The sequence below is a fragment of the Pseudoxanthomonas sp. 3HH-4 genome, from assembly GCF_006716465.1.
In the GTDB taxonomy this organism is placed as follows: domain Bacteria; phylum Pseudomonadota; class Gammaproteobacteria; order Xanthomonadales; family Xanthomonadaceae; genus Pseudoxanthomonas_A.
The window spans coordinates 217,192-244,107 of the sequence record NZ_VFPB01000004.1; the positions used below are offsets into that span (position 1 = coordinate 217,192).

General features: G+C 65.6%; 25 protein-coding genes. 14 read left to right on the top strand and 11 right to left on the bottom strand.

The window, feature by feature from the left end:
* Positions 1–152 precede the first annotated feature (152 nt).
* The 4 genes from FB548_RS13185 to FB548_RS13200 all read left to right on the top strand — a co-directional run bounded on the left by FB548_RS13185 (position 153) and on the right by FB548_RS13200 (position 6,129).
* Entirely contained in the window at positions 153–776 is a 624-nt protein-coding gene (locus FB548_RS13185) for a TetR/AcrR family transcriptional regulator (protein ID WP_142125242.1), read from the top strand.
* A 19-nt stretch (positions 777–795) separates the two neighbouring features.
* The gene (locus tag FB548_RS13190; RefSeq protein ID WP_142125243.1) at positions 796–1,725 is read left to right on the top strand and encodes an alpha/beta fold hydrolase; all 930 of its coding nucleotides are present in this window, start codon (positions 796–798) and stop codon (positions 1,723–1,725) included.
* Positions 1,726–1,846: 121 nt separating this feature from the next.
* Positions 1,847–5,416 carry a methylmalonyl-CoA mutase family protein gene (locus FB548_RS13195; RefSeq protein WP_142125244.1) on the top strand — a complete coding sequence of 1,190 codons (3,570 nt, stop codon included), beginning with the start codon at positions 1,847–1,849 and terminating at the stop codon, positions 5,414–5,416.
* A gap of 122 nt (positions 5,417–5,538) precedes the next feature.
* A complete protein-coding gene (locus tag FB548_RS13200) occupies positions 5,539–6,129 on the top strand; it encodes a hypothetical protein (RefSeq protein WP_142125245.1) in 591 nt (196 codons plus the stop codon).
* A 161-nt stretch (positions 6,130–6,290) separates the two neighbouring features.
* On the opposite strand, the gene FB548_RS13205 is transcribed toward FB548_RS13200, so the two are convergent.
* The gene (locus FB548_RS13205) at positions 6,291–7,166 is read right to left on the bottom strand and encodes a type II toxin-antitoxin system RelE/ParE family toxin (RefSeq protein ID WP_142125246.1); all 876 of its coding nucleotides are present in this window, start codon (positions 7,164–7,166) and stop codon (positions 6,291–6,293) included.
* A gap of 240 nt (positions 7,167–7,406) precedes the next feature.
* On the opposite strand from FB548_RS13205, the gene FB548_RS13210 reads away from it, so the two are divergent.
* The 3 genes from FB548_RS13210 to FB548_RS13220 all read left to right on the top strand — a co-directional run bounded on the left by FB548_RS13210 (position 7,407) and on the right by FB548_RS13220 (position 11,827).
* Positions 7,407–9,683: a hypothetical protein gene (locus FB548_RS13210; protein ID WP_142125247.1), complete on the top strand. Its 2,277-nt coding sequence runs from the start codon at positions 7,407–7,409 to the stop codon at positions 9,681–9,683.
* A gap of 356 nt (positions 9,684–10,039) precedes the next feature.
* Entirely contained in the window at positions 10,040–10,570 is a 531-nt protein-coding gene (locus tag FB548_RS13215; protein ID WP_142125248.1) for a transposase, read from the top strand.
* 162 nt (positions 10,571–10,732) lie between these two features.
* Positions 10,733–11,827 (top strand): carboxypeptidase-like regulatory domain-containing protein, encoded by a 1,095-nt coding sequence (locus FB548_RS13220; RefSeq protein ID WP_142125249.1) that lies wholly within the window; start codon positions 10,733–10,735, stop codon positions 11,825–11,827.
* 432 nt (positions 11,828–12,259) lie between these two features.
* On the opposite strand, the gene FB548_RS13225 is transcribed toward FB548_RS13220, so the two are convergent.
* Entirely contained in the window at positions 12,260–13,039 is a 780-nt protein-coding gene (locus FB548_RS13225; protein WP_142125250.1) for a helix-turn-helix domain-containing protein, read from the bottom strand.
* A 98-nt stretch (positions 13,040–13,137) separates the two neighbouring features.
* Here FB548_RS13225 and FB548_RS13230 point away from each other — a divergent pair, with 98 nt between their 5' ends.
* Positions 13,138–13,968 carry an NAD-dependent epimerase/dehydratase family protein gene (locus tag FB548_RS13230; protein ID WP_142125251.1) on the top strand — a complete coding sequence of 277 codons (831 nt, stop codon included), beginning with the start codon at positions 13,138–13,140 and terminating at the stop codon, positions 13,966–13,968.
* Positions 13,969–14,242: 274 nt separating this feature from the next.
* Here the strand turns inward: FB548_RS13230 and FB548_RS13235 are convergent, their stop codons facing one another.
* The 4 genes from FB548_RS13235 to FB548_RS13250 form a co-directional block, all read right to left on the bottom strand.
* A complete protein-coding gene (locus FB548_RS13235) occupies positions 14,243–14,623 on the bottom strand; it encodes an ammonium transporter (RefSeq protein WP_185742106.1) in 381 nt (126 codons plus the stop codon).
* A complete protein-coding gene (locus FB548_RS13240) occupies positions 14,620–14,916 on the bottom strand; it encodes an autorepressor SdpR family transcription factor (RefSeq protein ID WP_142125252.1) in 297 nt (98 codons plus the stop codon). The genes FB548_RS13235 and FB548_RS13240 overlap by 4 nt, the downstream gene beginning before the upstream one ends.
* 519 nt (positions 14,917–15,435) lie before the next feature.
* Positions 15,436–16,419 (bottom strand): hypothetical protein, encoded by a 984-nt coding sequence (locus FB548_RS13245; RefSeq protein WP_142125253.1) that lies wholly within the window; start codon positions 16,417–16,419, stop codon positions 15,436–15,438.
* Positions 16,420–16,572: 153 nt separating this feature from the next.
* Positions 16,573–17,376 carry a DUF2306 domain-containing protein gene (locus tag FB548_RS13250; RefSeq protein WP_142125254.1) on the bottom strand — a complete coding sequence of 268 codons (804 nt, stop codon included), beginning with the start codon at positions 17,374–17,376 and terminating at the stop codon, positions 16,573–16,575.
* Positions 17,377–17,563: 187 nt separating this feature from the next.
* Between FB548_RS13250 and FB548_RS13255 the strand changes: the two genes are divergently transcribed.
* From FB548_RS13255 to FB548_RS13265, 3 genes are all read left to right on the top strand, one after another.
* Positions 17,564–18,634 (top strand): helix-turn-helix domain-containing protein, encoded by a 1,071-nt coding sequence (locus FB548_RS13255; protein ID WP_185742107.1) that lies wholly within the window; start codon positions 17,564–17,566, stop codon positions 18,632–18,634.
* Positions 18,635–18,756: 122 nt separating this feature from the next.
* The gene (locus FB548_RS13260) at positions 18,757–19,596 is read left to right on the top strand and encodes an amidohydrolase family protein (RefSeq protein ID WP_221625961.1); all 840 of its coding nucleotides are present in this window, start codon (positions 18,757–18,759) and stop codon (positions 19,594–19,596) included.
* 255 nt (positions 19,597–19,851) lie between these two features.
* A complete protein-coding gene (locus FB548_RS13265; protein WP_142125256.1) occupies positions 19,852–20,373 on the top strand; it encodes a hypothetical protein in 522 nt (173 codons plus the stop codon).
* 127 nt (positions 20,374–20,500) lie between these two features.
* On the opposite strand, the gene FB548_RS13270 is transcribed toward FB548_RS13265, so the two are convergent.
* The 3 genes from FB548_RS13270 to FB548_RS13280 are packed head-to-tail and all read right to left on the bottom strand — an operon-like array spanning position 20,501 to position 23,253.
* Positions 20,501–20,767 (bottom strand): hypothetical protein, encoded by a 267-nt coding sequence (locus tag FB548_RS13270; RefSeq protein ID WP_142125257.1) that lies wholly within the window; start codon positions 20,765–20,767, stop codon positions 20,501–20,503.
* Entirely contained in the window at positions 20,764–22,086 is a 1,323-nt protein-coding gene (locus tag FB548_RS13275; protein ID WP_142125258.1) for a TFIIB-type zinc ribbon-containing protein, read from the bottom strand. The genes FB548_RS13270 and FB548_RS13275 overlap by 4 nt, the downstream gene beginning before the upstream one ends.
* 18 nt (positions 22,087–22,104) lie before the next feature.
* Positions 22,105–23,253, bottom strand: coding sequence for an SPFH domain-containing protein (locus FB548_RS13280; RefSeq protein WP_142125259.1), 1,149 nt, complete (start codon positions 23,251–23,253; stop codon positions 22,105–22,107).
* A 144-nt stretch (positions 23,254–23,397) separates the two neighbouring features.
* Between FB548_RS13280 and FB548_RS13285 the strand changes: the two genes are divergently transcribed.
* Positions 23,398–23,928: a hypothetical protein gene (locus FB548_RS13285; protein WP_142125260.1), complete on the top strand. Its 531-nt coding sequence runs from the start codon at positions 23,398–23,400 to the stop codon at positions 23,926–23,928.
* A gap of 12 nt (positions 23,929–23,940) precedes the next feature.
* On the opposite strand, the gene FB548_RS13290 is transcribed toward FB548_RS13285, so the two are convergent.
* The gene (locus FB548_RS13290; protein ID WP_142125261.1) at positions 23,941–24,420 is read right to left on the bottom strand and encodes a VOC family protein; all 480 of its coding nucleotides are present in this window, start codon (positions 24,418–24,420) and stop codon (positions 23,941–23,943) included.
* Between the two features lie 88 nt (positions 24,421–24,508).
* Positions 24,509–25,126, bottom strand: coding sequence for a dihydrofolate reductase family protein (locus FB548_RS13295; protein ID WP_142125262.1), 618 nt, complete (start codon positions 25,124–25,126; stop codon positions 24,509–24,511).
* Between the two features lie 157 nt (positions 25,127–25,283).
* Between FB548_RS13295 and FB548_RS13300 the strand changes: the two genes are divergently transcribed.
* Together FB548_RS13300 and FB548_RS13305 are read left to right on the top strand one after the other, a co-directional pair.
* Positions 25,284–25,466 carry a DUF2892 domain-containing protein gene (locus FB548_RS13300; RefSeq protein ID WP_142125263.1) on the top strand — a complete coding sequence of 61 codons (183 nt, stop codon included), beginning with the start codon at positions 25,284–25,286 and terminating at the stop codon, positions 25,464–25,466.
* A 109-nt stretch (positions 25,467–25,575) separates the two neighbouring features.
* Complete coding sequence (locus FB548_RS13305) at positions 25,576–26,811, top strand: cation:proton antiporter (RefSeq protein ID WP_142125264.1); 1,236 nt, start codon at positions 25,576–25,578, stop codon at positions 26,809–26,811.
* The last annotated feature ends 105 nt before the right edge of the window (positions 26,812–26,916 follow it).

Genomic DNA, 26,916 nt, shown 5'->3' on the forward strand with positions numbered 1-26,916 from the left:
AAAGAAAAAAGCGACGTTTCCGGAACACGGCCGTGGTCGTCGCTGGCGGCCAGTTTAATCCAATCGGCCACGGGCGATATGACAAGGGCGCGGCGAGGGAAGGTGGCTTCGGCCTATTGTGAGAATCGAACGACCGTGCTATTCCTGTTGCCATGACACCCCAGGCCGCCACCCACAAAGGCAATGCCACCCGCGAGATGATCGTCGCGCGGGCCTACGACATCGCGGCCCGGAACGGCCTGGAAGGCCTGTCCATCGGCGAACTGGCCACCGCCGCCGGCATGTCGAAGAGCGGCGTGTTCGCGCATTTCGGGTCGCGCGAGGACCTGCAGCTGACCGTGCTGGAGTGGACCGCCGAGCGCTACGCGCGTGCCGTGATCGTGCCGGCGGTGGGCCTGCCGCGCGGCCTGCCGCGCCTGCGCGCGATCATGGAGAACTGGTTCCGCTGGGTCTGCGACAACCCCGACGGCTGCGTGATCCTGGCCGCCGCCCATGAGTACGACGCCCGCCCGGGCCTGCTGCGCGACCGCATCGTCGACTGGCTGTTGCAGCTGCGCCAGCAACTGGTCAAGGCGATCGGCATGTGCATCGATACCGGCGAACTGTCGTCGAAGACCGATCCGGTCCTGCTGGCATTCGAACTGTTCGCCGTGGCCCAGGGCCTTCACGACGCACGTCTGTACGACGCCGCGCAGGCGCCGTTGCTCGCCCGTCGTTCCCTGGACCGCCTGCTGGCGTCCTACGGCGCCCCCGCGCCGTCTTCCCCCACCGCCTGATTCCTCCTGAGGTGCCGTCATGGCCGCTGTCTCTGCCCCACGAAATAGCACGACCGTTCGCAAACCATGGGCACTGTCGCTGCTGAGCGCCCGCTTCGCGGTAGGCAGCTGGCTGGCCCCGCGCAGCACGCTGGCCCGGGCCTTCCAGCTGTTCTGCACGCCGATGCCCGGTGCCCGCACCCGTGCCCGCCAGAGCGAGACCGGCGGTGCACGTATCGGTGAACTGGCCTTCGGCCGCGAACGGCTGGCCACGTATACCTGGGGTGACCCGCAGCGCGAACCCACCGTGTTGCTGGTGCACGGCTGGTCCAGCTTCGGCCTGCGCTTCCTGCCGTGGGTGGAACCCCTGCGCCGCGCCGGCTACGCGGTGGTCGCGTTCGACCAGCCGGCGCATGGCCGCAGCAGTGGCCGGCGCGCGACCCTGCCGATGTTCGCCGAGGCGGCGGCGCGGGTGGCCGAACACACCGGGCCACTGGCGGCGGTCGTGGGGCATTCGCTCGGTGGCGCGGCAGCGGCGATCGCGATGGCGCGCGGCATGCAGGCCGAACGTGTGATCCTGCTGGCGCCCGCAGCCGATCCCTTCGATGCCGCGCGCCGCTTCGGCGGCATGGTGGGGCTGGCGCAGTTCCTCAGCCGGCGCCTGTTCGACGAGTACCAGGAACTGACCGCCCACGACGTGCGCGAACTGCATGCCCACGCCACCGCCCCGCGCATCGCGCGCCCGGGCCTGATCGTGCACGACCTGGAAGACACCGACGTGCCGTGGTGCGAAGGCGAGCGCTATGCGCGCTACTGGCCGCAGGCCACGTTGCTCAGCACCACCGGGCTGGGCCACCACCGCGTGACCATCGCGCCGGAAACGCTCGACGCCGCATTGCGCTTCCTGCGTGGCGAAACCGTCGGCCAGCGCGTCGTCTCCACGCACGCACTGCCGTTCGGGATCTGCTGACACGCGTCACCGCACGCCACCGTAGGGTGAGCGTGCCGTGTCCACTGGTGTGCAATTGGTGAGGTCGTGACACGCGAACGGCTACAATCCCGCGTCTGTCCGCACCTGTAAGTGAGCACGCGTGAGCACACCCGCCAGCCAGTTTCCCGCAGCCCAGGCCGATACCACGCCGCTGCGCTTCGTCACCGCCGCCAGCCTGTTCGACGGCCACGACGCGGCCATCAACATCATGCGGCGGCTGATCCAGGGCGAGGGCGCGGAAGTGGTCCACCTGGGCCACAACCGCAGCGTGGAAGACGTGGTGCGCGCCGCCTTGCAGGAAGACGCCGACGGCATCGCGCTGTCCAGCTACCAGGGCGGCCATGTCGAGTACTTCAAGTACATGGTCGACATGCTGAAGGAGCGCGGCGCCGGCCACGTGCGCGTCTTCGGTGGCGGCGGCGGCACCATCACGCCGGAAGAGATCGCCGAGCTGCAGGCCTACGGCGTGGAGCGCATCTACCACCCCAACGACGGCATGAAGATGGGCCTGGTGGAGATGATCCAGGACGTGGTCAAGCGTGCCGAGGATGCGCGCCACCCGGTCAACGGCCAGCGCGAATGGAACACGTCGGTCGCGCCCGCGCTCACTGACGAAGCCGGCATCGGCCGCATGCTCAGCACCATCGAGGATGGCCTGCTGTCCGAATCCGAACTGGAGAAGCTGCGCGCGCAATGGGCCAAGGGCCCGCATGCGCCGTTCCCCGCCCGCGCCACCCCGGTCATCGGCATCACCGGCACCGGCGGCGCGGGCAAGTCGTCGGTCACCGACGAACTGATGAACCGCTTCCTGGCCAGTTTCCCGCAGATGCATATCGCGGTGATCTCGGTCGATCCCACCCGCCGCCGCACCGGTGGTGCGCTGCTCGGCGACCGCATCCGCATGAACGCGCTGCGCAGCGAGCGCATCTACATGCGCTCCATGGCCACCCGCCGCCAGCATGTGGCCACCAACGCCGTGCTGAAGGACTGCATCGCCTTCCTGAAGTCGCTGGGCTTCGACCTGGTCATCGTGGAAACCGCCGGCATCGGCCAGAGCGACTCGGAGATCGTCGACCTGGTCGACTTCCCCATGTACGTGATGACCAGCGACTACGGCGCGGCCAGCCAGCTGGAGAAGATCGACATGATCGACTTCGCCGAGCTGATCGTGTTGAACAAGTACGACAAGCGCGGCGCTGAGGATGCGCTGCGGGACGTGCGCAAGCAGTGGAAGCGCAACCGCGTGGCGTTCCAGACGGCGGATGCCGACGTGCCGGTGTACCCCACCATCGCCAGCCAGTTCAACGACCCCGGCGTCAGCTGGATGTTCGCCAACCTGTGCCGCCTGCTGCGCGACAAGCTGCAGCTGCCGGCGGAGAAGTGGACGCCGGTCATCGACACCACCCTTAAGGAACCGCGCGCCACCGTGCTGATCCCCGGCGCGCGCGTGCGCTACCTGGCCGAGATCGCCGAACAGGGCCGCGGCATCAACCGCCGCATCGAGACCGAAGCCGAAACCGCCAGCCGCGCGCAACATTACTGGAATGCGCTGAAGGATCTGGACGATCCGGCGTTGCCGAAGGCGTTGGAGTTGTACTCGGCGGACAGCCTCCTTCCCCCGCATGCGGGGGAAGGAGCAGTAAACGTCGACCGCTCGCTGCTGACCCTCCGCCAGCGCTACAACGACGCCATCCAATCCCTGTCGTCCGAAGCCCTCAAGCTGCTGCGCGAGTGGCCGGCTCGGCTCAAGGCCGTCACCGACCCGGTCAACGAATACGAAGTGCGCGGCAAGACCATCCGCATCGACAACTACACCACGTCGCTCAGCCACCAGCAGATCCCGAAGATCGCGCCGCCGCGGTATCGCAGCTGGGGCGAGCAGCTGACCTTCCTGCAGAAGGAGAATCTGCCGGGCAGCTATCCCTACACCGGTGGCGTGTACCCGTACCGCCGCACCGGCGAGGATCCCATCCGCATGTTCGCCGGCGAGGGCACGCCGGAGCGCACCAACCGCCGCTTCCACTACCTGTCCGTCGGCCAGCCGGCAGCGCGCCTGTCCACCGCCTTCGACAGCGTCACCCTGTACGGCGAAGACCCGGCGCCGCGCCCGGACATCTACGGCAAGATCGGCAACTCCGGCGTCAACATCCCCACGCTGGACGACATGAAGAAGCTGTACTCCGGCTTCGACCTGTGCGCGCCCACCACCTCGGTCTCGATGACCATCAACGGCCCGGCTCCGATGATCCTGGCGATGTTCATGAACACCGCCATCGACCAGCAGGTGGAGAAGTACCTGAAGGCCGATGACGCGCGCTGGGCCGAGGCGCAGCAGAAGATCGAGGCGTTCTTCGAAGGGCGCGCGCGTCCGCAGTACCACGGTGAACTGCCGCCCACCAACAACGGCCTGGGCCTGGGCCTGCTGGGCATCACCGGCAACCAGCTGGTGGACGAGGAAACCTACGCCCGCATCAAGGCCCAGACGCTGGCCACCGTGCGCGGCACCGTGCAGGCCGACATCCTCAAGGAAGACCAGGCGCAGAACACCTGCATCTTCAGCACCGAGTTCGCGCTGCGCATGATGGGCGACATCCAGCAGTATTTCGTCGACAACGCGGTGCGCAACTTCTACTCGGTGAGCATCAGCGGCTACCACATCGCCGAGGCCGGGGCGAACCCGATCAGCCAGCTCGCCTTCACGCTGAGCAATGGCTTCACCATCGTGGAGTACTACCTGGCGCGCGGCATGAAGATCGACGACTTCGCGCCCAACCTGTCGTTCTTCTTCAGCAACGGCATGGACCCGGAGTACACCGTCATCGGCCGCGTCGCCCGCCGCATCTGGGCCCGCGCCATGCGCGAGCGTTACGGCGCCAACGAGCGCAGTCAGATGATGAAGTACCACATCCAGACGTCGGGCCGGTCGCTGCACGCGCAGGAGATCCAGTTCAACGACATCCGCACCACGCTGCAGGCGTTGTATGCGCTGTTCGACAACTGCAACAGCCTGCACACGAATGCCTACGACGAGGCGATCACCACGCCCACGGAAGAGAGCGTGCGCCGCGCGGTGGCCATCCAGATGATCATCAACAAGGAGCTGGGGCTGAACTTCAACGAGAACCCGTGGCAGGGCAGCTTCGTGGTCGACGAGCTGACCGACATCGTGGAAGAGGCGGTCTACAAGGAGTTCGAGGCCATCAGCGAGCGCGGTGGCGTGCTCGGTGCCATGGACACCATGTACCAGCGCGGCAAGATCCAGGAAGAGTCGCTGTACTACGAGCACAAGAAGCACGACGGCAGCCTGCCGCTGGTGGGCGTGAACACCTTCCTGCCGCGCGAGCACGGCGGCGAGATCGCCACCGAGATCGAGCTGATCCGTTCGACGGAAGAAGAGAAGGCCCAGCAGATCGCCAACGTCCGCGCCTGGCAGGCCAGCCGCAACGGGCTGGCGCCGGAAGGCGAGACCGACCACAGCCATGCCACGGCCCTGGAAGAACACGCCGCGCCGGAAGTGCACGACGGCCACGGCCTGGCCTACCTGCAGCGCGCCGCGCGCGAACGCCGCAATGTGTTCGAGGCGCTGGTCGAGGCGGTGAAGACGCACAGCCTGGGACAGATCAGTCATGCGCTGTACGACGTGGGTGGCGAGTACCGGCGGAACATGTAAGCCGGTCAAAAAAAAGCCCCGCCTTGGCGGGGTTTTTCGTTCGGGGCCGCAAGGCAGGGCTGACGTGTCACGCGCGGTCGCTTATAGTCCCCGGCCATCGGAGAGGCCGCGGGGAGGCCGATATGGAAATCAGTCAGAAGAAGTACTCCAACCGGGTGCGTTACGTCTTCGGTGACGAAGAGCTGGACTACCACGTGCAGGACAGTTCCGGCAGCCGCTCGTTCTCGGTGCCTTACTCGGCGATCAGCCGCGATCGGCAGACCCTGGTCGAGCGCAACCAGTGGCTGCGCAACGTGGGCCTGCTGTGGATCGTGCTCGGTGTGGTGACGACGGGCCTGAGCCTGACCGGCGAGCAGGGGCTGAAGATCTCGTTCTGGGTCTGGGTGGGCCTGGCGTGCTACGGCGCCTATCACCTGTTCTCCACGCGCTTCACCATCATTCCGACCGAGGCCGGCAACCTGCTGGTCATCGACGGCCCCGAGGGCCAGCGCATCCTTGACGAGATCGCCTCCCGCCGCGCCAGCTACATGCGCAGCCAGTACGACTTCATGCCGGAGAACGATTCGCCCGAGCAGCACCGTAGCCGTTTCAAGTGGCTGCACCGCGAGGGCGTGCTGAGCGATGATGAACTCGCGCAGCGCCTCGCCGTCGTCGACGCGATGGACCCCGCGCGCGGCGTGCCCGGCCCTGAGCCAGGCGCGCGGCTCAACTGAGGCACCGTGCGACCCACCAAAACCCCGCCTCGGCGGGGTTTTTCTTTGCGGGTGGCGGCGTCGGCTTCTTGTAGGCTGGGTCGACAGACCCAGCATCCCGCGGGCGGTCTCGGGCTTTCCCTCTCCCGGCTGCGCAGGGAGAAGGGAATGCGCGCCACCGCTTACCTGTACGCCCCCGGCCCGCGCCAGATCAGTTCGCCGCGGCGGTAGATGCGCATTACGTTGACCACGTCGCGGGCGTCGCCGATGGTGGCCAGGTCGGGGTCGTTGGGTTGCATGAGGCGGCAGCCGCCGGAGCCGCGGGTGGCGACGATTTCCAGGGCGCAGACCATCAGTTCGCGGCGGCCGGGCAGGGGGAAGGAGACTTCCTTCATGCCCTGGGCCTGCCATTCGGCGACTTTCAGTTCGTTGCGCAGGTCGTAGTAGATCTGGTGGCCGTCCACTTCCATGCTGGGGGTGGCGGCGTTGCCCTGCTGGTTGCCCTGGCGCTGGCCGGTGCCGATCGTCGGGCCGTAGTTCTCGGGGGCGGTCTCCTGGGCGAGCATGCCGGGGGGCTGGCCCCAGCGGGCGGAGCGGCGCCAGGCGGGTGGGCTGGACGGGGGGCGGTCCTGGGGTGGGGCGATGGCTTGTTGGCTGGCGGGGGGCTGGGGTTGGGTTTCGTCGGGGGCGACGGGGTTCTCGGCTTCGGTCACGCGGGTGGTGTCCACCGGGGAGGTGACGGGGGTGGTGACGAGGGGCTTGAGGGGTTTGGGGCGTTCGCTGGGGTTCTGGGTGCCGGTCGGGGGGACGGGCGGGTTGGGAGTGGCGTCGGTGGGGTCGCCCAGGAAGTCGACCTTGACGCGCGCGCCGCCAGAGCTGCTGCTCTCGGGCTGGGACAGGGTGATCTTGGAGGAGTGCAGCAGGGCCAGGACGAACAACACGTGCACGAGCAGGCTCACCAGGGAGGCGATGCTGCGCTCGTGCCGTTTGATGTGGAGGTCTTCCCTGTCCAGCGGACTCAGCGACGCCGCGCGCGTGCGGCCTGGCGTGTCACTCATTGGGGGTGAGGGCGGGGGAGGGGAACTTCATGGAGGGTGCTTTGCCTATCAGTGCACATCATGGCGTTTCAAAGCTGCACGAGCCAGTAAAAATCGTTTCGACGGGATCGCAGAGCCGCTGCTACCTTATGGTATGTCCTAGGGGATGTCTTACTGCTGAGGGCATGCGTACGTAGCGCTGCGCATCAGCGATGCGCTCATTGCTGTGAAGATCGAGTTTACTCAAGCGTTGGAGGTGGCATGTTCATTCCAAGCAAGAAACAAACAGTTGAGCACCTGAATGAGATGCAAGATGAAGTCAATGAACTTCATCCTGTGCTGAATATTCTTTTTAGAAAACTTCCTGGAATCGAGCGTGTTCACTACAACCAAGGAAGTAATGAGCTTGGTGCGGACTTCATCCTATATAAGCGCGATGAAGCGCTTCTACGTACAAGCTGCGTAGGCGTAGTCGTAAAAGCGGGCGCAATTCGGCAGAACACCACCGAAGTAGAGCGACAAATAAAAGAATGCTTTATTGCTAGAAAGGCCGCTGATGGCGTAGAGATCCAGATAAGAGAGGTGTGGGTTGTTTCTAGTCAAGACATAACAAGAAATGCAAGAGAGGTACTCACGAAGCTGTATTCTGATCGAAAGATTGAGTTCATCGCCTCGCAGGACTTGGCCGGTCTCATAGATCGATTCTCGCCAGATGCATTTATAACTACTTCGCCAGCGCTGCAGGACTATGCAGAGTCAATGCATTCCTCAATGAAAGCAGAAGATCAGCGTTCGCTGATTGTGCCGGGAATGGAGGCTTTCTATGTAGAGCCTCGCGTTATCAGGAGGGATTTCGATGGATATGGAAATCCTAAGTCGTCGCGTGCTGTCCAGTCTCTCGGCTACCTGGTGAAAGAGGTACTAAATTCTCAGCTTTCCATCATTCAAGCTGGTCCCGGCGGAGGCAAGTCGAAGCTTGCAAGAGAGCTGTCTAGGCAGCTTCTTGAGGGCTCCGATTACTCTGAAGGAAAGGTGGTCCCGATTGTGGTCCACGCGAAAGACTTTCAAAAAAGTATTGATCCGGAGCTCATGAGGATAGCTTCTAAACTGCGCAAGGAGACTGGGACCGATGCAAAAATATTGATATTTATGGATGGATTTGACGAGCTTGATATCTCGGATAGAGAGCGATCAGCGTTCGTTGACGAATTCATAAAGGCGGCATGCGCGCACAACGTAAGTGCCGTTCTGATGTCGCGGCCATTCGATCTTGCTTCGGTTCTTGGTTCTCGTCTCCAGTCGCTGGATATATACCAAATAGAACCTCTTAGGGGCTCTAGAGCAATTAGCTTTCTTGGGAAAGTTGCCGGAAATATCGACTCTCGTTCAAGAATCGTTGATGACCTGAGTAGCAGTGTTTTGTTGCGTGCATTGGATGGGGCCCCCATCGCTTACATTCTTCTTGGGAGGCTGATTGCGGAGAATCAGCAGGATCTTCCGTCGAATCTTACTGAGCTGTTTCAGAAGTATAGCGAGCTAGTTCTTGGTCGATGGGAGATGACAAAAGGTCTTCGTTCTCAGCAAGAGTACGAAGTTTTGGTCGAGGCTTTGATTTGGCTTTCCGTATACATGATGCGGAACGAGCTTCATGAGATTGGGCGTGTTGAGCTCGAGCAGTGGATATCTAAGTACTGCGCAGAGAGGGCGCTAAGCGTAGTTGCGAAGGAGCTTGTGGATAAGGCGTGTAGTAGAAACGCAGTCATGTACCTTCGTTCAGATGTGGGTGCCGTTGGATTCAGACACAGGGCTTTTTGCGAGTTTTTCTACGCAAAAAGCATGCATAGAAGTTCAAGCGTTGAGTTGGGTGAAAATGTATTTTCGCCGTACTGGATAAATTCTTACTACTTTCTGGCCGGTATTCATCGTGACTGCCCGGATTTGATCAGGTCGTTGTCTGAACTAGAGTTGTCGGGTGAGTCGGATAGAATTTTCAGGGTTCTGAATTTTGGAAACCTAATGTTGGCTGGCTACTTGACGCCAACTTCGGTGTGTAAAGATGCTGTCGTAAGCGTTGTTTCTGAGGCCGCCGATCTTTTTGTTGAGGCGTGCGCGCCGCAGTCGAAGAGCCCACTTACGGAATTTCCAGTTCTACAAATGCTGTGCTTGCTTGTAAGTTCTTTCCAGTCTCAGTACGGATACAAGCACTTCAAAAATTCGTTGGAAGAAGCGGTCTTCGAGTTTGAAGCGCGCCCTGCTACCGAGCGAGTTGCGATCGCGTTATTGTTGTTGGATACGGCGTACAAGGAGGCGGGAGGCGAGCTTAGGTTCGATACTTTGATCGAGAAGTTCGGTGACTCTCTACCGATTACCGTCAAGCTTGCGATAGGCCATGAGGCTGATCGAATGAAGCTCGTATCAGATCGGGTGAAGAAGCTTGAGAGGAATTTGAGGAGGACATTTCAAGCGCATAAAGGTAGTCGCGAGTACCTGCGTAAGCTCTACGAAATTCCTATTAAGAAGCTAGATAAGCCTATCTGATCTATGGTGGGGGCGTTCGAGCCCCCAAGCCATCTTAGTTTTTTGAGCCGTAACGCGTGTTTGAGCGCGCCCTATGGTCCTCTGCGAGATCGTGGTCGAGTTGGAGGAGAGGCGGCCTTCGTAGGTGGGCGACCCACCGCCGTTTGGCCGGATGGTTGAACCTCTTCCACAACCCGTAAGGCGGGCTTGAGCCCGCCCTACGCTTGAGGGGTTACCGGGGTGCGCCGAGCGGCGATGGACTGCGTAGGGTGGGCCCTGGCCCACCGGCGTGCGGCCTGCGCGGGTCGGTCTTCTCCGACATGGGTATGGGGTCTGCGGCGACGGTGATCGCGTGATTGCTCCGGCACGCTGCCGGCATGTCGAATTACCGCCGCGTCTGGGTGCCGGGCGGCACCTATTTCTTCACCGTGAACCTGCTGGAACGTCGCCGCTGCTTGCTGGTCGAGCACATCGACCTGCTTCGCGATGCATTCCGGGCGGCGAGGGCGGCGCGACCGTTCCATGTGCTGGCCATCGTCGTGTTGCCGGACCACCTGCATTGCGTGTGGCGGCTGCCGGAGGGAGACGCCGACAACGCCAACCGCTGGGCGCAGATTAAATCCGGCTTCAGCCGGGCATTGCCGGCCAAAGAACGTCGGTCATCGCGACGTATCGCCCGCCGCGAGCGGGGCATCTGGCAACGGCGCTATTGGGAACACCTGATCCGCGACGAAGACGACCTGCGTCGCCATGTCGATTACGTGCATATCAATCCGGTGAAGCATGGGCACGCGGCGCGGGCGGGCGACTGGCCGTATTCGTCTTTCCGGCAATGGGTTGCGAAGGGGGAGTATCCGGTCGATTGGGCGTCTGAGCCGATCGCGTGGGATGGGGTGGGGGAGCGGTGATGACGGGTGTGCACGATGGCGGGCTTGAGCCCGCCCTACGACTGCATGACTGATCGCCGCGACGCATGCAGTGACCAACGCCCCCCAACACGGGACCAACGTCACTCGTGAACCTTCCGGGGAATCGTCACAATTCCACGCACCTGGACATCGACGCCCGTGATGACGCCTCGCCGCCTGACCCCCGCACTGCTCGCCCTGCTGGCCGCCACCTTCGGCTTCACCGCCCAGGCCATCGCCGCCGGCACCGAAGACGAAGGCCGCCTCATCACCCGCAACACAGACGGCGCCTGGTTCCTGCAGCAGCCCGACGCATCGCCCGGCAAAGGCTGCGTGGCCCGCTTCACCTCCGCCAAGAAAGACCAGTCCCAATTGGCCCTCATCGGCCCCACCGCCAAATCTCCCGCCGCCGCCATCCTGATGCACGGCCCCCGCATCGCCACGCCCCCGGCCGCACAGGAAGTCACCCTCGAACTGCAGCAGGACGGCCTGCCGCTCGCGACCATGCGCGGCGCGCTGATGCCGGCCAACGGCGCCAAAGGCGGCGGCTTCCTGATGATCCCCGTCGGCGACCTCAAACAGACCATGGCCTCCATGCGCCCCAAGGAAACCGGCATGCAGGTGCGCGTGGACGGCGTGGACGTATTCCGCCTGTCCTACGACGGCCTGGACCAAGCCCGCGACGCCATGCGCGACTGCCTGGCCGGCAAGCCCTTCACCGGTGGCAAGAGCCTGGCCGAGGCCACCGCCGAAGTCCGCCCCGTCGGCAATTCCACCATCACCGGCACCGCCTTCTTCAAGAACGCCGTGCTGGCCAAGAAACGCTACCCGCCCAAGGGCAGCCAGGCCGTCGGCCTGATCTGGATGAGCGACGAGTTCAAACAGTGGTTCGAGATGGTCAAGCAGAGCCAGAAGATGCCGGACCGCATTCCCGAACACATCGCCAGGCACTTCATGGTCACCACCGTGCTGGACGACGAAGGCGGCTTCCGCTTCACCCGACTGCCGCCCGGCGAATACCAGCTGATCGTCGACTTCTCCTACAAGGAGACCGTCGCCCGTACCGAAGTGACCGGCCGCACCGACGTGTACGCCGGCAACCAGTACATCGGCTCCAACGACCACCTGTCCGTCTGGATGGAGGACGTGAAGAACTCGGTCACCTTCTCCAAGACCGTGCACATCAAGAAAGACGGCGAGACCCTGCAGGTGAGCCTGGACAAGTCGATGCTGGGTTGCTTCTTCGTGTGCCGCTGACGGGGAGGAGGGCACGGCAGCCGGCAGGGCGCGTGTAAACCCGTAAGGCGGGCTTGAGCCCGCCCTAAGTGTCTGCGAGACCCTCGACGGGCCTCTCTTCTCACACTAACGGTCTCGCGACACCCCAAAAGGGGCTTTCTTCTCACAGTAAGGTCCGACGTTTGACCCAAAAGGGTCTCTCGTCTCTCACTAAGGTCCAACGTTCCACCAAAAAGGGTGTCGCGATACTGAAAAAGAGTGGCGCGACACCCCCAACGGGTCTCTCTTCTCTCATTTAGCTCCTCGCGATACCCGAAAGGGTGTCGCGACACCGGAAAAGATCCACGCGAGAGCGAAAAACACGCAGCGCTCGACCGACAAGGCTTAAAGCTCAGCGCCGGGTAGGGTGTCCATCCGCCTGCAGCACACCCGCAAGGCGGGCCAGGGCCCGCCCTACGACGCGACGGAACTCTCCCGCAACTCCACCAGCAAGCTCCGCGGCGTACACCCCGCCATCGCCTGGAAGTCCGCGATCAGATGCGCCTGGTCGTAATACCCCGCATCCGCCGCGATCGCCGACCAGTTGATGTCTGCTCCCGACTGCCCCGCGCGCACCGCCTGCCCGAACCGCTTCAACCGCGCATACGTCTTGGGGCCGACGCCCAGCACCTCGTGCAACACACGTCGCAGATGGCGTTCACTGACGCCCAGCTCGCGCGCCACCGTGCCCACGCTGGCCACCTGCAACTTCTCCAATGCGATGGGCAGGAACGGCGGCACCGTGCCGGCCACCTTGCCATCCGCCATGCGCGCCATGACCGCCGCTTCCAGCAGTCCACCCGCCGCATGCGCATCGGGCGCTTCGGCCAGTTGCTCGCGCAAACGCTGCGCGCTCGCGGGCCCCCACAGGGCGTCGAGTGGCACCGTGCGGCCCGACAGTTCCGACGCGGATACGCCCAGCACGGCCTCGTAAGTCCCCGGTTGCAACCGCGCCAGCACCGCCCGGTGGCCGCCGCGGATCAGCTTCCGGTGCACCTGGCGCCTTGCGCCCATCGCATGGATATCGACGCCGCCCGGAATCGACGGCCCGAAACGCACCACCACCTGCGCCTCCACCTGCGGCACCGCCACCCGCTGCCGGTCGGTTGCGTAATGACTGGTCGCCATCGCGAAGATCGGACGCAATGCGCCACGGGCGGGCATCACGGTGTGGCGGTCAGGATCGGCAGGCATGCGGTCATTGTGGTGGGCCGTTCCGCCGCGCCGCAACCCGCCGGCCCATGGCCGTTTTTTCCAATGCCAGCGCGCACGCAGCGGCTAACGTGGCCCGCATGAACATACTCGTGACCGGCGCGACCGGAAAAGTAGGCAGCAGACTCGCCAAGCGACTGGTGCAGCACGGACATAGCGTGCGTGCCCTGGTGCGCGACCCCGCCCGTGCGACCGACCTGTCGGACCACGGCATCCACCTGGTCACCGGCGACCTGATGCAGCCGGACTCGCTGCCGGCGGCGGTGCAGGGCGTGGATACCGTCGTGCACTGCGCGGCGTTCTTCCGCGGCGCCACCCCGGAAGAAGCGCACGCCGTGAACAACCTCGGCACGCAACACCTGGCGCATGCCGCCCGCGAGGCCGCGGTGGGGCGATTCGTGTTCATGAGTACCGGCCTGGTCTATGGACCCAACGGTGGGGCCCTGGCGCAGGAAGACGACGACTGCGCCCCCGTGGATGCCTACCCGCAGAGCAAGCTCGCCGCCGAACGCATGCTGCTGGCCATCGACGGTCTGGACGTGCGCATCCTGCGCCTGCCGTTCGTCTACGGCGATGGCGACCCGCACATCCAGGACGTGGTGCCGTTCATGCGCACCTTCCCGCCGACACAACGCATGTCCATCGGGCATCACGCGGACGTGGCGCAGGCCGTGATCCGCTTGCTGGACACAACATTGCCCGCGTACCGCATCTACAACGTGGTGGATGACGAAGCCCCCGATCTGGCGATGCTGTTCGCTTCGGTGGGGCAGCCGCCGCCGGATGGCACCGATCCCGAACGCGCGAAAGCGTTCGCGGCCGTCATGGACGGTCGCCGTCTGCGTGAAGACCTTGGCTTCCAGCCGCTGTACCCACGGCTGGCGGACGCAGTCGACGCCGGTCAGGCCTGAAACATCGACGCCCGATCGGATGACGTGATGCCCGGGTTGATCCCGCCGCGCTGTCGCGCAGCCGGCGGAAGCGCGGCGCACCCGGGAGCGTGGACGATGGGGCATGTGCCGGGTGGTGCGCGCGTTCGCGCGTCGCGTGCGCGGACGGTAAAGCGCCCCTCATCCGCCTTCGGCACCTTCTCCCCGTGTTACGGGGAGAAGGGAACAACGGACAGCCGCGCTTGTCTCCTTCTCCTCGTTGCCCGGGGAGAGGCAAGCGACGGATGCGCTTCCCTCAAGCTCCTGACATCCGCGCCTTGTTCCGCAACGAAAAGCAGTAGGCCGCCGTCACCGCGATGCCCAGCAACACCGCCAGTGAGCCGCCGATGACCGCGACATCCTTCGGCGCCGCGATCCAGAAGCCCGCATAGACCAAGCCGCTGAGCGCCATCGACCACCCGGCGACCCGCTGCGCCTGCCGCGCCCGCGCACTGGGCACGAACCGCTTCGGCATCTGGTTGCCGAACCACGCCACCATCAATCCGACCGCCCCCATCACGATGCGATCGACCATCTCCCCGTCGATATAACCCTGCGAGCGTGCGAACGTCGCACACAGCGCCAGCACCACGATGCCGCCACCCCATGCAAGACTGGTAAGCACTTCTCTGTTCATCGCGCAGACTCCTTTTTTTTCTTCGGCACGGCACTGCCGGCACCGAAGGAGTGGACGAAGCCGAGCAGTGCGTCTTCCAGCACCGACAGCTTCAGGTGGTAGATCACGGATTTGCCGACCTTCTCCGCATGCACCAGGTCGGCCTCTTTCAGCACCGCGAAATGCGCCGACATGGTCGGCTTGGATACGTCGAACTGGTCGCTGAGTTCGCCCGCACTCAGCGGCCCCTTGCGCAGCAACTGCAGCACCTGGCGGCGGGTGGGATCGGAAAGCGCGCGGAAGACCTGACTCATGGTGCGATAGTTAGCTAAACATCGAAATGTGTCAAGCGCCGTTGGTCGGCGTGCTGGAGCGGCCTCGCGCGTGCACGGCCGCGTAGGTTGGGTTGCAAACCCAGCAGAGCGTGGACCTGTCCCAGGCGCTGGGTTTATCAACCCAGCCTACGAGGAGCACGCCCGCGGATGACCTGCATCGGTGCCATGTACGGCCGTAGGCTGGGTTGCAAACCCAGCAGCGCGCGGACCTGTCCCAGGCGCTGGGTTTATCAACCCAGCCTACGAGGAGCGGGCCCGCGCATGACCTGCATCGGTGCCATGTACGGCCGTAGGCTGGGTTGCAAACCCAGCAGCGCGCGGACCTGTCCCAGGCGCTGGGTTTATCAACCCAGCCTGCGAGGAGCGGGCCCGCGGATGACCTGCATCGGTCCCCTGTACAGCCGTAAGCTGGGTTGCAAACCCAGCTGAGCGCGGACCTATTCCGAGCGCTGGGTTTGGCAAACCAGCCTACGGCGCTGGTCGTGCGCTGATGTGCGCTCAGCTACGCAGCGGTTCCAGACCGCCATCGCGTCCGGGACGATTCGGGTCCGGCGGTGGCGGTGGCGCGCTCACTGGACACACGCGCACCAGCAGGTTGAATTCGGTCAGCGTGAAGTCGTGCACTTTGTACGGCGGTGAACGACCCTGGTTGAACTCGGCGAGCGCGGTGTTCATGCCGGCCTGCACCTGGTCGCGCAGTTGCCGCGCGATGGCCGGGCCGATGAAGCCATCGAAGAACCCGTCGCAGGCCGCTTCCAGCGCCTTCGCCACGGCCGAGGAACACCCGCCCGAGAGGATGGCCGACGCGGTGCCGAACGACACGTTGGTCCGCGCGAACCCGTAGCGCGCGGCGACCCGTCCATCCACCGGGAACACCTCGAAGCCCAGCGTCATGTCGATGTCGGCATCGAACCAGTTCGGCACGTCCGCCGTCAGCGGGATATCGACGACAAAACTGTTGATGCCGAAATCCACGCCGATCTCGCTGTCGCGCAATGTCACCTGGCCCGAGGAGGGGAAGGCGCGGCGCACTTCCTCGCGGATGAGGTCGCGGATCACGTCGCTGCGTTGCGGCAGCTCGAAGCACGCGCCGAAATCGATGCCCAGCGTCACCTGGCCCATCATCCGCAGCGCCAGCGGCGTGCGCAGCGACAGCGTGTAGGTGGTTTCGTTGTACGGCCGCGCAGGCCGCGTGCCCTGCGCCGGCACGATCTGCTCGCCTTCGCCGAACAGCACCGCTTCCACGTGCACGCCGGGCAGGAAGGTGGTGGGCATCGTCACGTCCCACGCCAGCGTCGACCATCCCCACGGCGTGCGCGGATTGGGCGACGCCGCGAAGTTGACCAGCACCGCTTCGTTGAGCAACTGGATATGCCGGAAGCGTTCCGGATCGATCGGCGGCGGCAGCACCTCGCCATCGAGGGCGGGATCGCCGAAGCGATTGCCGAGGGTATTGCCGGGAAAGCGGGGACGGTCGGCCATGATGCGACTCCTTCGGCGACATGCCGTGCATCCCGTCCAACGCCCCGGTCGCGACACGACGGCCAACCGTACGTCGTGCGCGCGCGGGGTTCACTTCGTCGTAACAGTGACGCGTACGGCGCGATCGGCGCCGTGTCGCGTGTCGCCCGTGGCCTACAGCACCGGCCACCACATGAAGGCGATCGCGGCGGCGCTGCCCGCCACGGTGAGCAGCGCGAGCAGCCAGAGCGAGGCGCCCATCGCCACCTTCACGCCGGCGTGGCGCGAACGCTCCGCGCCGAAGTACAACGCCAGCACCGCCAGCGGCACCAGCCAGCTGCCGAAACTGACCAGGATGAAGAGCGCACCCGTGTAGTCGATCCTGATGCCCAGCGGGGTAAGCACCAGCCCGGCCAGCATGATGCCGATGCGCAGGAACCACACCCCGTTCACCAGCAGGTAGGCGCGCAGCGCATGGCGGCGATGCGTGGCGACATCCTTCGCGCGCGCACTGCGCCACGCCAGCAGCGCGAAGACCACGATCAGCAGCCCGTTCAACGAGATCGACAGATTGCTGGCCGGTCCCAGTTGCGAGCCGCGCACCCAGACCAGCCAGAACCCGGTCAGCGTGACCACCAGCGCCACCGACAGGAACACGCGTCCGTTCCACCGGTGCAGCGTGGGCCAACGCCGCCGCAGCGCCGGCACCAGCTGCCATGCGCCGGCGAAGGTCACCAGCCCGGCCAGCAGCGCATGGCCGACGAACTGCAGGTTGCCCACGACATCGCCCGGCACGTAGCCGGTGACGTGCGGCTTGGCGTTGAGCGGCGACAGATCGCCGCCCAGAACCGGCCCGCCGAAGAACAGCACGATGAACGCGACGAACGCCCATTGCCCGAAGGTGGTGGCGATGAACCAGGCGGTGGCGCCGAGTGGCAGCACACGGGAGGGCGAGGGGAGTTGAACAGACACAGGCATGGCACGACTCCGGGGAAGGGAGCGTCACCGTGCGCGGCGCCTGCGGGGGCCGTCTCGCCGATTCGGAAATCGGCCAGCCGGATCGCGCACGGCGATTCGGCGCCCTCCGGCGGCGGCCGTGACCGATGGCGCTTGGCGCGGGGCGCCCCGGGCCGCACGCTGTGGCGGACCCCACGAGGACGCGACCATGCCTAGCTGGCCGACCATCACCACAGGCGTCGCCGTCGCGGTGGCGGTGGCCTCATTGCTGGTGCTGCTGTGGCAACGCCCCAAGCGCGATGCCGAGGTGATCTTTGCCGTGGTCAGCGGCTCGATGGCGCTCTCGCTGATGGCGCCATGGATGGACGGCGCGCCAACCTGGATGGTGTGGGCGGTTGCCATCGGCGGCAGCGCGACGTGCAACGGCTTCTGGCTGGTGTCGCGGGCGCTGTTCCGCGGCGAGGGCGGTGTGGGCCGGGTGCATGTTCTGGTCGCCGCCGGCGTGGCGCTGCTGATTGCCGCGTACCGGGGCGCCACGCTGGGAGGTCAGGGCACGGCGTCACCTTGGGCGTTCGGACTGGGCAGCCTGCTGACGCTGGCCAGTTCCACCCTGCTGGTGCTGACCTTCCTGGAAGCATTGCGCGGCGGTGGGGCGTCGTTGCCGCGTGCCGAACGCCGGCTGCGGCTGGCCTTCATGCTGGTGTTCGCCGCGTGCGTGCTGACCACCACGCTGATGGGCGCGCTGGCCGCCACCTGGCCGTTGCTGGCGGAGGTGCGGGCAGGGGTGGTCCCGCTGTGTGCGGTAGCGATGATCCTGTTCACTCACGGCGCGCTGTGGCGCCGCCGCCACGTGCCGTGGCCGGTGACCGGGGCGCCGCCGGCCCTGCGTGCGCCGGCCGGTCCGCCGGGCGCGGAAGAAATCCGCCTGCTGCGCGCATTGCAGCACCAGCTGGACGTGGTGCAGGTCTACCGCGAGCCAGAGCTGAAGGTGGTCGATCTGGCGCACCGGCTGGGCACGGCCGAACACAAGCTGAGCCGGTTGATCACCCAGGCGCTGGGCGAGAAGAATTTCAACCAGATGATCAACCGCCACCGCATCGCCTATGCCTGCGGCCGGCTGGAGGATGCGGGCGACGATGCCACCATCCTCGACATCAGCGGCGACGCCGGTTTCGCCTCGTTGGGTCCGTTCAATCGCGCGTTCAAGATCGCGACGGGCTGCACGCCGACGGCCTACCGCGCGGCGCACCGCGCGCGAGCCGGGTTGGAGTTTTCATAGACGGGACGCGGGCTGCGCCGGCCCGGCAAACGCGGCGAAGGATGCCGACGCTTCGTTTCGAAGCAGGCGTCGTCTGCGTGTCCATGGCACCCTACGCACATCCCTTTGATGCGAGACGACGCATGCTGCGCACGCTGGCCCTGTCCTTCTGCCTGTTCACCACCACCGCCATCGCCGCCGAACCCGTGTTCGACGTCCACGTCCACCTGCGCGATGGCGAAACCTCCCTGCGCGAATACCGCGACCAAGTTCACGCCGCCGGCCTGGAACTGTCCGGCATCGGCGCCATGTGGTTCGGCGGCCCCCACCAGGCCCTGCAGGGCGACCTGGCCAAGATCCGCGCCGGCAACGACAAGGTGATCGCGCTGGCCGCCGCCCACCCCGACGTCCTGCCCATCGCCACCGTGCACCCCTACGACGGCGACGCCGCCCTGGCCGAACTGGCCCGCGTCGCCGCCGCCGGCGTGAAGGTGCTGAAGATCCACGCCCACACCCAGGGCTTCGACATCGCCGATCCGCGCGTGGAAGCCCTGGTGCGCCGCGCCGGCGAGCTCGGCATCACCGTGCTGATGGACAACGCGAACATCCTGCCCGGCGACAGCGAGAAACTGTTCAACCTGGTGGTGCGCGTGCCGAAGACGAAGTTCATCCTCGCCCACATCGGCGGCCTGAATTTCCGCTTCTGGAACATCCTCGCCCTCGCGCGCACCGCCGATGGCTTCGGCTTCGAGAACCTCTACTTCGACATCTCCGCCACCGTGCTCGTGGTTGCTGATTCGCCGGTGGAAGAGGAGTTCCTCTGGACCCTGCGCAACGTGGGCATGGACCACGTGCTGCTGGGCTCGGACTACCCGCAGATCAGCCTGGACACCACGGTGAAGGCGTTCGAGCGGCTGGACCTGAGCGACGAAGAGAAAGCGAAGATCCGCAGCGGCAATGCGCGGACGTTGTTCGGGCGGTGAGGTGCGGCCTGCTCAGGCCGCCGCCCCTGACGTGCAATCGCAGGCGTGAGTCTCCAACGGAGCATCGTGGCCGCGAGAAGACGAATATCCACCGCGGTCATGCATTGAGGTGGTTCGCGCGTTGCGGCATGGCCGCCGTACCGTGTCCCCCCAGTACTGGCGCATTGTCACTTCTGTTGATGTTGGGGGGCACCTGGTCTCGGCTTAGCATGGAGCAACGCTTGGCGGGAGGGATTCTGGATGCGTAGTTCCGCGATGGTGGTGCTGTTGGGTCTTGGAGGATGTACGGGACTGGGCGCCGAGCAGGCGGGCATGGAAGCGGGTTCGTCGGCGCCGCCCGAATCACGGGTTGTTCCGGTAGCGCCCACGGTCGGCCCTTTCGCGGGGAAATGGGAGGCGTGCGACGGCACGAACTCGCCCGACGAATGCAGCCGCTACGTGCTGCTGCAACACGACGACCGCGTCTGCGGAACCTGGTCCTATTTCGCCTCCGGAAAAGTCTACGAAGGCAGGATCGTCGCGCGTGCGACATCATCGGTCGAGGCGCGACGCACGCACGTCTGCGGTCGTCCGGGTTCCGAAACGCAAACCGAATGCGATGACGGCTGGCAGCGCATCGACAAGCCGTTGCGGCTCTGCGACGGCAAACTCGCCGACCTGACGCGCGCCGATGGCACATGCGTCGCCGACCATCAGGCCGTGCCCATGCCAGACGAGGAGCGCTACGCAGTGCAGGCGCAGCCGTGGATACGGGAGTGCCTGTCCCGCGTTCCATGAAGATGAGCCATAAGGAGATGGATCATGCACGCAGCGTGACGGTAATGTGCGGAAACTGTTCGTGTACGGATGCGCAGGCAGGCCCTGGCCCGCCGCCTTGTCGTGCGATGGCGGTCTGGAGCCCGCCCTACGATGGGCGTCCGTCGTCGCGCACCCGCTCCACGCGCTGGCGGTAGGCCTGCACGTTGTCGCCGTTGATGCGGGTGCGCTGGGTGCCGGTCACGGTGTCGACCTGGCGGTCCGTGCCGGTGACGGGCTGGGCAACGACATCGGTTTCGCGCTCGAAGGCGTGCGACTTGTCGGTGTTGCGGTAGTAGCGGTAGATGGCCCAGTACAGCGCTGCGGCCCCGGTGGGCCCCAGCGCCAGCAGCCATAGGCCGTTGTCGTCGCTCATGATCCTGCCCAGATGATCCAGAGGGCGATGCCCTCCAGGAAGGTGCCCACGGTCAGCGCGGCCAGCAGCAGTTTCCATTGCTGTACCGGCACGCTGCCCATCGTTTCGCCGGTGCGGCCGTTGACCGCGATGTAGTGCAGCAGGCCGCCGTTGCTGCCCGGCTGGTGGTACGAGTACAGCCACACCGGCAGATACATCGACACCCAGCGCGTGCCGTGCACATCAAGGCGTTCCTGTTCCCAGCGCACGCCACGGTCGTAGCGGCGCACCGAGCCCTCGACCTGCGCGCGGGCGATCGACAGCAACTGGTCTTCCAGCCGCGGGTGCAGCTGTTCCACGTCGGTATCGCGCTTCTCCGAGGTGAAGCCCGCCAGGTACGAAGCATTCCACTTCACCGCGTTCTTGGTGTCGAACGGCAGGATGGTGTTGATGATGTTCTGCGTGTTGACCTTCGTATCGAAGTTGCCGCGCTCGGCGGACGACTCCAGCGGCAGGTCGTCGACGGTGAAGTCGACCTGCCGCTCCACCTGGTACACGTCGGCGTCGTAGTAGGTCTTCTTGTTCTTGTCGGTGCCGCGCGTGTACGTGCGGGTGAGGATCTCGCCCTTGCCGGCGACCGCCGCGCTGGCGTTGCCATCGACGATCATGTACGGCAGGTACACGCCGACGACATTCTCCGGCGTGAACTGCTCCTTGAACGCCTTCAGCGCGAACATGCGCCGCTTGCCCACGAACTGGCGGATGCGCGCGATGGCGTCGTCCTTCCTGATGTGGAAGGGCAGCACCGCATCGGGCACCGCGCCGTTGGCGATCTGTTCGTTCACGCCGAAGACGTGGCGGCACCAGTGGCAGCGTGCCGTCATCGTGCTTTCGGTATTGACCATCACCTCGGCACCGCAGCCGGTGCACTTGAAGGTCATCAGGCTGGCGACATCGGCGTCGATGGCGCGCGCGCCGCTGGCGATCACCGTGCCACGCAACTGGTCCAGGCCCACGCCCAGGCCGAATTCTTCCTCGACCCGCGCACCCACCCATTCGTTGCGGCAGTACAGGCAGACCAGCAGGTCGCTGCCCGGCTTGTGGCGGATGTCGGTGGCGCCGCACTTCGGGCAGCGGTTCAGGCCGTCCTTCAGCTCGGCCGCTGCGGTGTCGAGGGCGACCGGATCGGGCGCTTCGATCTCCGCGCGGATGGCGTCGGGCAGGGTAGCGGGGTCGACCGGGAACGTCCCGGGCAACGGCGGCACCTCCTGCGGCGAACCAGGGCCTGCAGGAGGAGCCGGCGGCAACGGCGGGGGCGCCGGACGATGCGGGGTGGACATGGGCGGTGCGTACTCCGGTTACAGACCCAGAGCCTTCGCCTTCAGTGCGTCGTAGTCGGACTGCGTGATCAGGCCGAGGTCGAGCATCTCCTTGGCCTTCTTCAACTTGGCCACCGGATCCTCGGCCGCGGGAGCGGCCGGCGTGGCCGGCTGCTGCAAGCCGCCGACGCCCATCATCCCCGAGGCCATGCCGATGCCCATCAGGCCTGCCGCGCCACCGTTCTCGCCAGCTGACTGGATGCCCTGTGCGACGCTGGCCTGCAGGTTGGAGTTGCCGCGCGAACCGGCCAGCGCATCGGCGCGCTGCACGGTCTTCAGCAGCTCACGCGTGTTGGCGTCGTATTCGATGGAGACGATGGCGGTCTTTACGATGGCCAGGCCGCGGCTGGAGCTCCACTGGTAGCCCTGTTCGACGGCGGCCGACAGGCTCTGCGCGAAGCCCAGCGAATCCTGCTGGATCTTGGTGATGCGGTTGCCCTTGGAAGGATCGTTCGTGTACAGGCTGAAGGCCGGTGCCAGCGAACCGACCACCTCGTTGAACAGCTGGCTGGCCGCCGCGTTGTCCAGGTCGGTGAAATCGAACACCTTGCCCGGCTGCAGGTACGCCGCCGGCACGAAGTTCTTCACGAACAGGATGGGGTCGACGATCTTCAGCGTGTAGGTGCCGCGCGTGATCGCGCCGACCTGGGTGTTGAGGAAGCCGTCGTCCCAATAGATCTCGGATTGGGTACCGAAGCGGTTGTCCGGCAGTTCCTTCAGCGAGACGAAGAACGCCGCCTGCTGCGAGCCGGGCTGGCCGCCGAACTTGAAGCGCTCCCAGCTCTGGGTGATGAAGGTCGACACGATGCCGTCGCCGGCGAAGATCGACTTGGAGTTGATGTCGTCCGAACGCCATTCGTAGCCGCCCGGCTCGGCGACGAACGCGGTGATCGCGCCGTCCTGCATCAGCAGCAGGCCGTAGCCTTCGGGCACGATGATCTTCGAGCCGTTGGTGATGATGTTGGTCGAACCGCTGGTGTTGGAGCCGCGCCCGGCATTGGTGCCCTGCGGCACCGCGGCGAACAGCGCTGCCGTCGCCGGCAGGCCCGCCGGCACCGTGTAGAAATCCTTCCACTGGTCGCCCAGCACGCCGCCGACCGCACCCACCACCGCCTGTACAAGACCCATGACATCGCTCCGTGATTCGTGGGCGGGTAGGGGTACCCGCCAACCGTGACCGAGTATACAGAGCGATACGCGGGCTTCATGGCGCGGAGGTCATGGGCGTGGGGCGTCAGACGGCGGTCGGGTTTTCTGGCTACCATCGCCTGCGTGTCCACCGACGACATCGCCACCTTCCCCGACGACGACCTGCCGCTGGTGCGGCGCGGGTTTCCTTGGCCGATGCGCGTGGGCTGCGTGCTTGCCGGTGCCTTCGCCGTGGTCATGCCGCTGTGGGAGCTGGGTCGCGGCCTGTGGCCGCTGAACATCGCCTCACCGTTCTTCGCGATCATCGTCGGCGGTGCAGGCTATGTCGGCGTGCAGTTCATCCGCGCCGGACTGTCGGGGTGGGGCGACCACTGGACGTATCCGCCGCATACCGTGCTGGTCCAGCGCCGCGCCTGGGGCCGGCTGACGACGACGCGCCTCACGCGCACGAACGTGGCGGCCATCGAGGTGCGCCGGAGCGAGGACAGCGACCACGACGATGCACCGTGGCAGGTGGTCATCGTGCCCCGGCCGATGTTCTCCGGGCTCGCCGCGGCCGCCGGTGCGGGCGGCGTGTTCGACGCGGGCTGCTACGGCTCGTGCGACTACGCAGAGCGCGTGCGGCGCGCCCTGCACGACCATCTGGGTCTTTGAGCGAAGGCTATCTCAGCCGCGGATCGCCGCCTCGATCTTCGCGATGTCGATCTTGCGCATCTCCATCATCGCTTCGAACGCGCGCTTGGCGATGCCCTTGTCCGGGTTGGTGAAGGCTTCGGTCAGCACACGCGGGGTGATCTGCCAGTTCAGGCCCCACTTGTCCTTGCACCAGCCGCAGGCGCTTTCCTGGCCGCCGTTGCCGACGATGGCATTCCACAGGCGGTCGGTTTCTTCCTGGTCGTCGGTGGCGATCTGGAACGAGAACGCTTCGGTCTGCTTGAACGCCTTGCCACCGTTGAGGCCGACGCAGGGAATGCCCAGGACGGTGAACTCCACCGTGAGCACGTCGCCTTCCTTGCCGGACGGGAAGTCCGCCGGGGCATGGTGGACGGCCTTCACTTCGCTGTCCGGGAAGATGCTGGCGTAGAAGGTCGCGGCTTGCAGCGCGTCGGTGTCGTACCAGAGGCATAGGGTGTTCTTGGGGATCATCTTCGTTCTCCTGTGGGTGGGTGCAGTGCGGCAGGGCGATCATCGCGGCGCTGTTTGCAAGGCAGGGTGAAGCGAACGGGGCGGTTGCTCAGTGCTCCGCGAACGTGCCGGTGCGCACCTCGCCATCGCGCAGGTAGTGCGTGACCAGCACGCCGGCGGGGGTGGTGACGGACGACGCCAGCCGCAACGCCGATGCACGCGTGCCGGCGTCGAACAGGCGCTTGCCGTGGCCCAGCAACACCGGGTAGACCAGCAGCCGGAGTTCGTCCACCACCTCGGCGGCCAGCAGCTGATGCAGCAGGTCGCTGCTGCCCTGCGTCACCAGGTCGGGACCCTCGCCGCGCTTGAGGTCGCGCAGGGCGGCGACGGGATCCGTGCCCAGCGCACGACTGTTCCGCCACGCGAGCGTGTCCGGATGATGGGTGGCGACATGCTTGGTGGCGTTGTTGAACGCATCGGCGATGTGGCCGTGCGGGGCATCGCGGGGCACCTGCGGCCAGTAGCTGGCGAAGATGTCGTAGGTGCGGCGCCCGAGCACCAGGTCGAACGGGCGCGAGAACACGCCACCCATCACCTCGCCATCGCCGGCATGGGGCCATACCCAGCCGCCATGCGCGAAGCCGCCGCTGCGGTCTTCGTCCGGCCCGCCGGGTGCTTGGATCACCCCGTCGAGACTCGTCATGACGGCCGCGATGAGCTTGCGCATGTCGGTGTTCCTTGCGGGTGCCTGTATCCGCCTCTCTTCCACGACGAGCGGGAACGGGGGAAATCGACAGCCCTTGCCGCGCCGGTGATTGATCCCGATCAATGCGGTGATCCGCATTGCCCGCCATGCTGTCCGCACCCTCAGCGAGGTCACGCACATGAAAGCGAACGTAGGCGGTTTCGACAAAGGGGCCCGTATCGTGGTGGGCGCGCTGCTCATCGCCTGGGCCGCGACCGGCGGCCCGGTGTGGGCCTGGATCGGGGTGGTGCCGCTGGCGACCGGCCTGTTCAATTTCTGTCCGCTGTACCGGTTGATTGGCGTGAACACCTGCCGGCGCTGAACCGCGCATTTCATGCGCGGCGGACGTGAGCCCGTCCAGGCCGCGTCGCGTGCCGATCTGTGAATCGCGCGTCAACGTCGCCGCGCGGCGGGGCGGTGATACTGGCCCGATGGATATCTACGTACTTGCGCTGGCCCTGGTAGGCGTGGCGTTGCTGGGCGCCGCGTGGCTGCCGCATCTGTTGAAGCGGCATCCGCTGACATTCCCCATCGTCTACCTGCTGCTCGGCGCGGGTTTGTATGCATTGCCCTGGCCGCTGCCGCCCGCCGACCCGATCCGCTTCCCGCTCGTTGCCGAGCGCCTGACCGAACTCGCGGTCCTGGTCGCGCTGACCGGCGTGGGCCTGCGCATCGACACCCGTTTCGGCTGGCGGCGGTGGGCGATCACCTGGCGACTGCTCGGCATCACCATGCCACTGACCATCCTGGCCGGTCTGTGGCTGGGCCAGGCGTGGCTGGGCTACGGCACGGCGGCTGCGTTGCTGCTCGGCGCGGTACTGGCGCCCACCGATCCCGTGCTGGCCTCGGACGTGCAGGTGCACCCGCCGGGTGAAGGCGGGGAGGATCCGGTGCGGTTTGCGCTGACATCGGAGGCCGGCCTCAACGATGGCCTGGCGTTCCCTTTCGTATGGCTGGCGGTCGCCCTTGCCCTGGCCGCTGCGGGCGAGCCGATGGACTGGGGACGCTGGCTCGCGCTGGACGTGATGTGGCGGGGGCTGGGTGGCGTGGCGATCGGCGCAGTGCTCGGCTACGCGCTGATGCATTTGATCTTCCGCAGCGAACGCAGGCCGACGCTGGCCAACAGCAGCGATGGGCTCACGGCGCTGGCCATCACGCTGCTGGTCTATGGCGTGGCGGAACTCTGCCACGCGTACGGGTTCCTGGCGGTGTTCGTGGCGGCGCTGGTGATACGCCAGCAGGAACGCGACCATGCGTATCACGCCACGCTGGATCTGTTCGCCCACCAGTGCGAAAAGCTGCTGATGGCGTTGCTGCTGCTGTTGCTGGGCGGCGCGGTGGCCAGTGGCATCCTGGCTGGCCTGTCATGGCGCGAGGTGGTGTTCGCGCTGGTCTTCGTCCTGCTGGTGCGGCCCCTGGCCGGCTGGCTGGGATTGCTGGGCACGTCGCTGTCTTCGCGCGACCGCTGGACCATCGCGGTGTTCGGCGTGCGCGGCATCGGCTCGTTGTACTACCTTGCCTTCGCCACCCATCACGCGGATTTCACCGATCCCGAGGCCTTGTGGGCAGTGGTCTGCCTGGTGGTGGTGCTATCGATCCTGCTGCACGGCCTGAGCGCACAGGACGTGATGGAGCGGCTCGACCGGCGGAGGCGCGACAGGCGCTAGGTGCGCGGGCCAGAGCGTGCGCGCCTGTGCCCGTTCGCACCCGCCCGCGTTGTTGGCTGCGGTACGGATTGCTACCCTGCCTGCGGATCCGGTCAGACAGGCGGT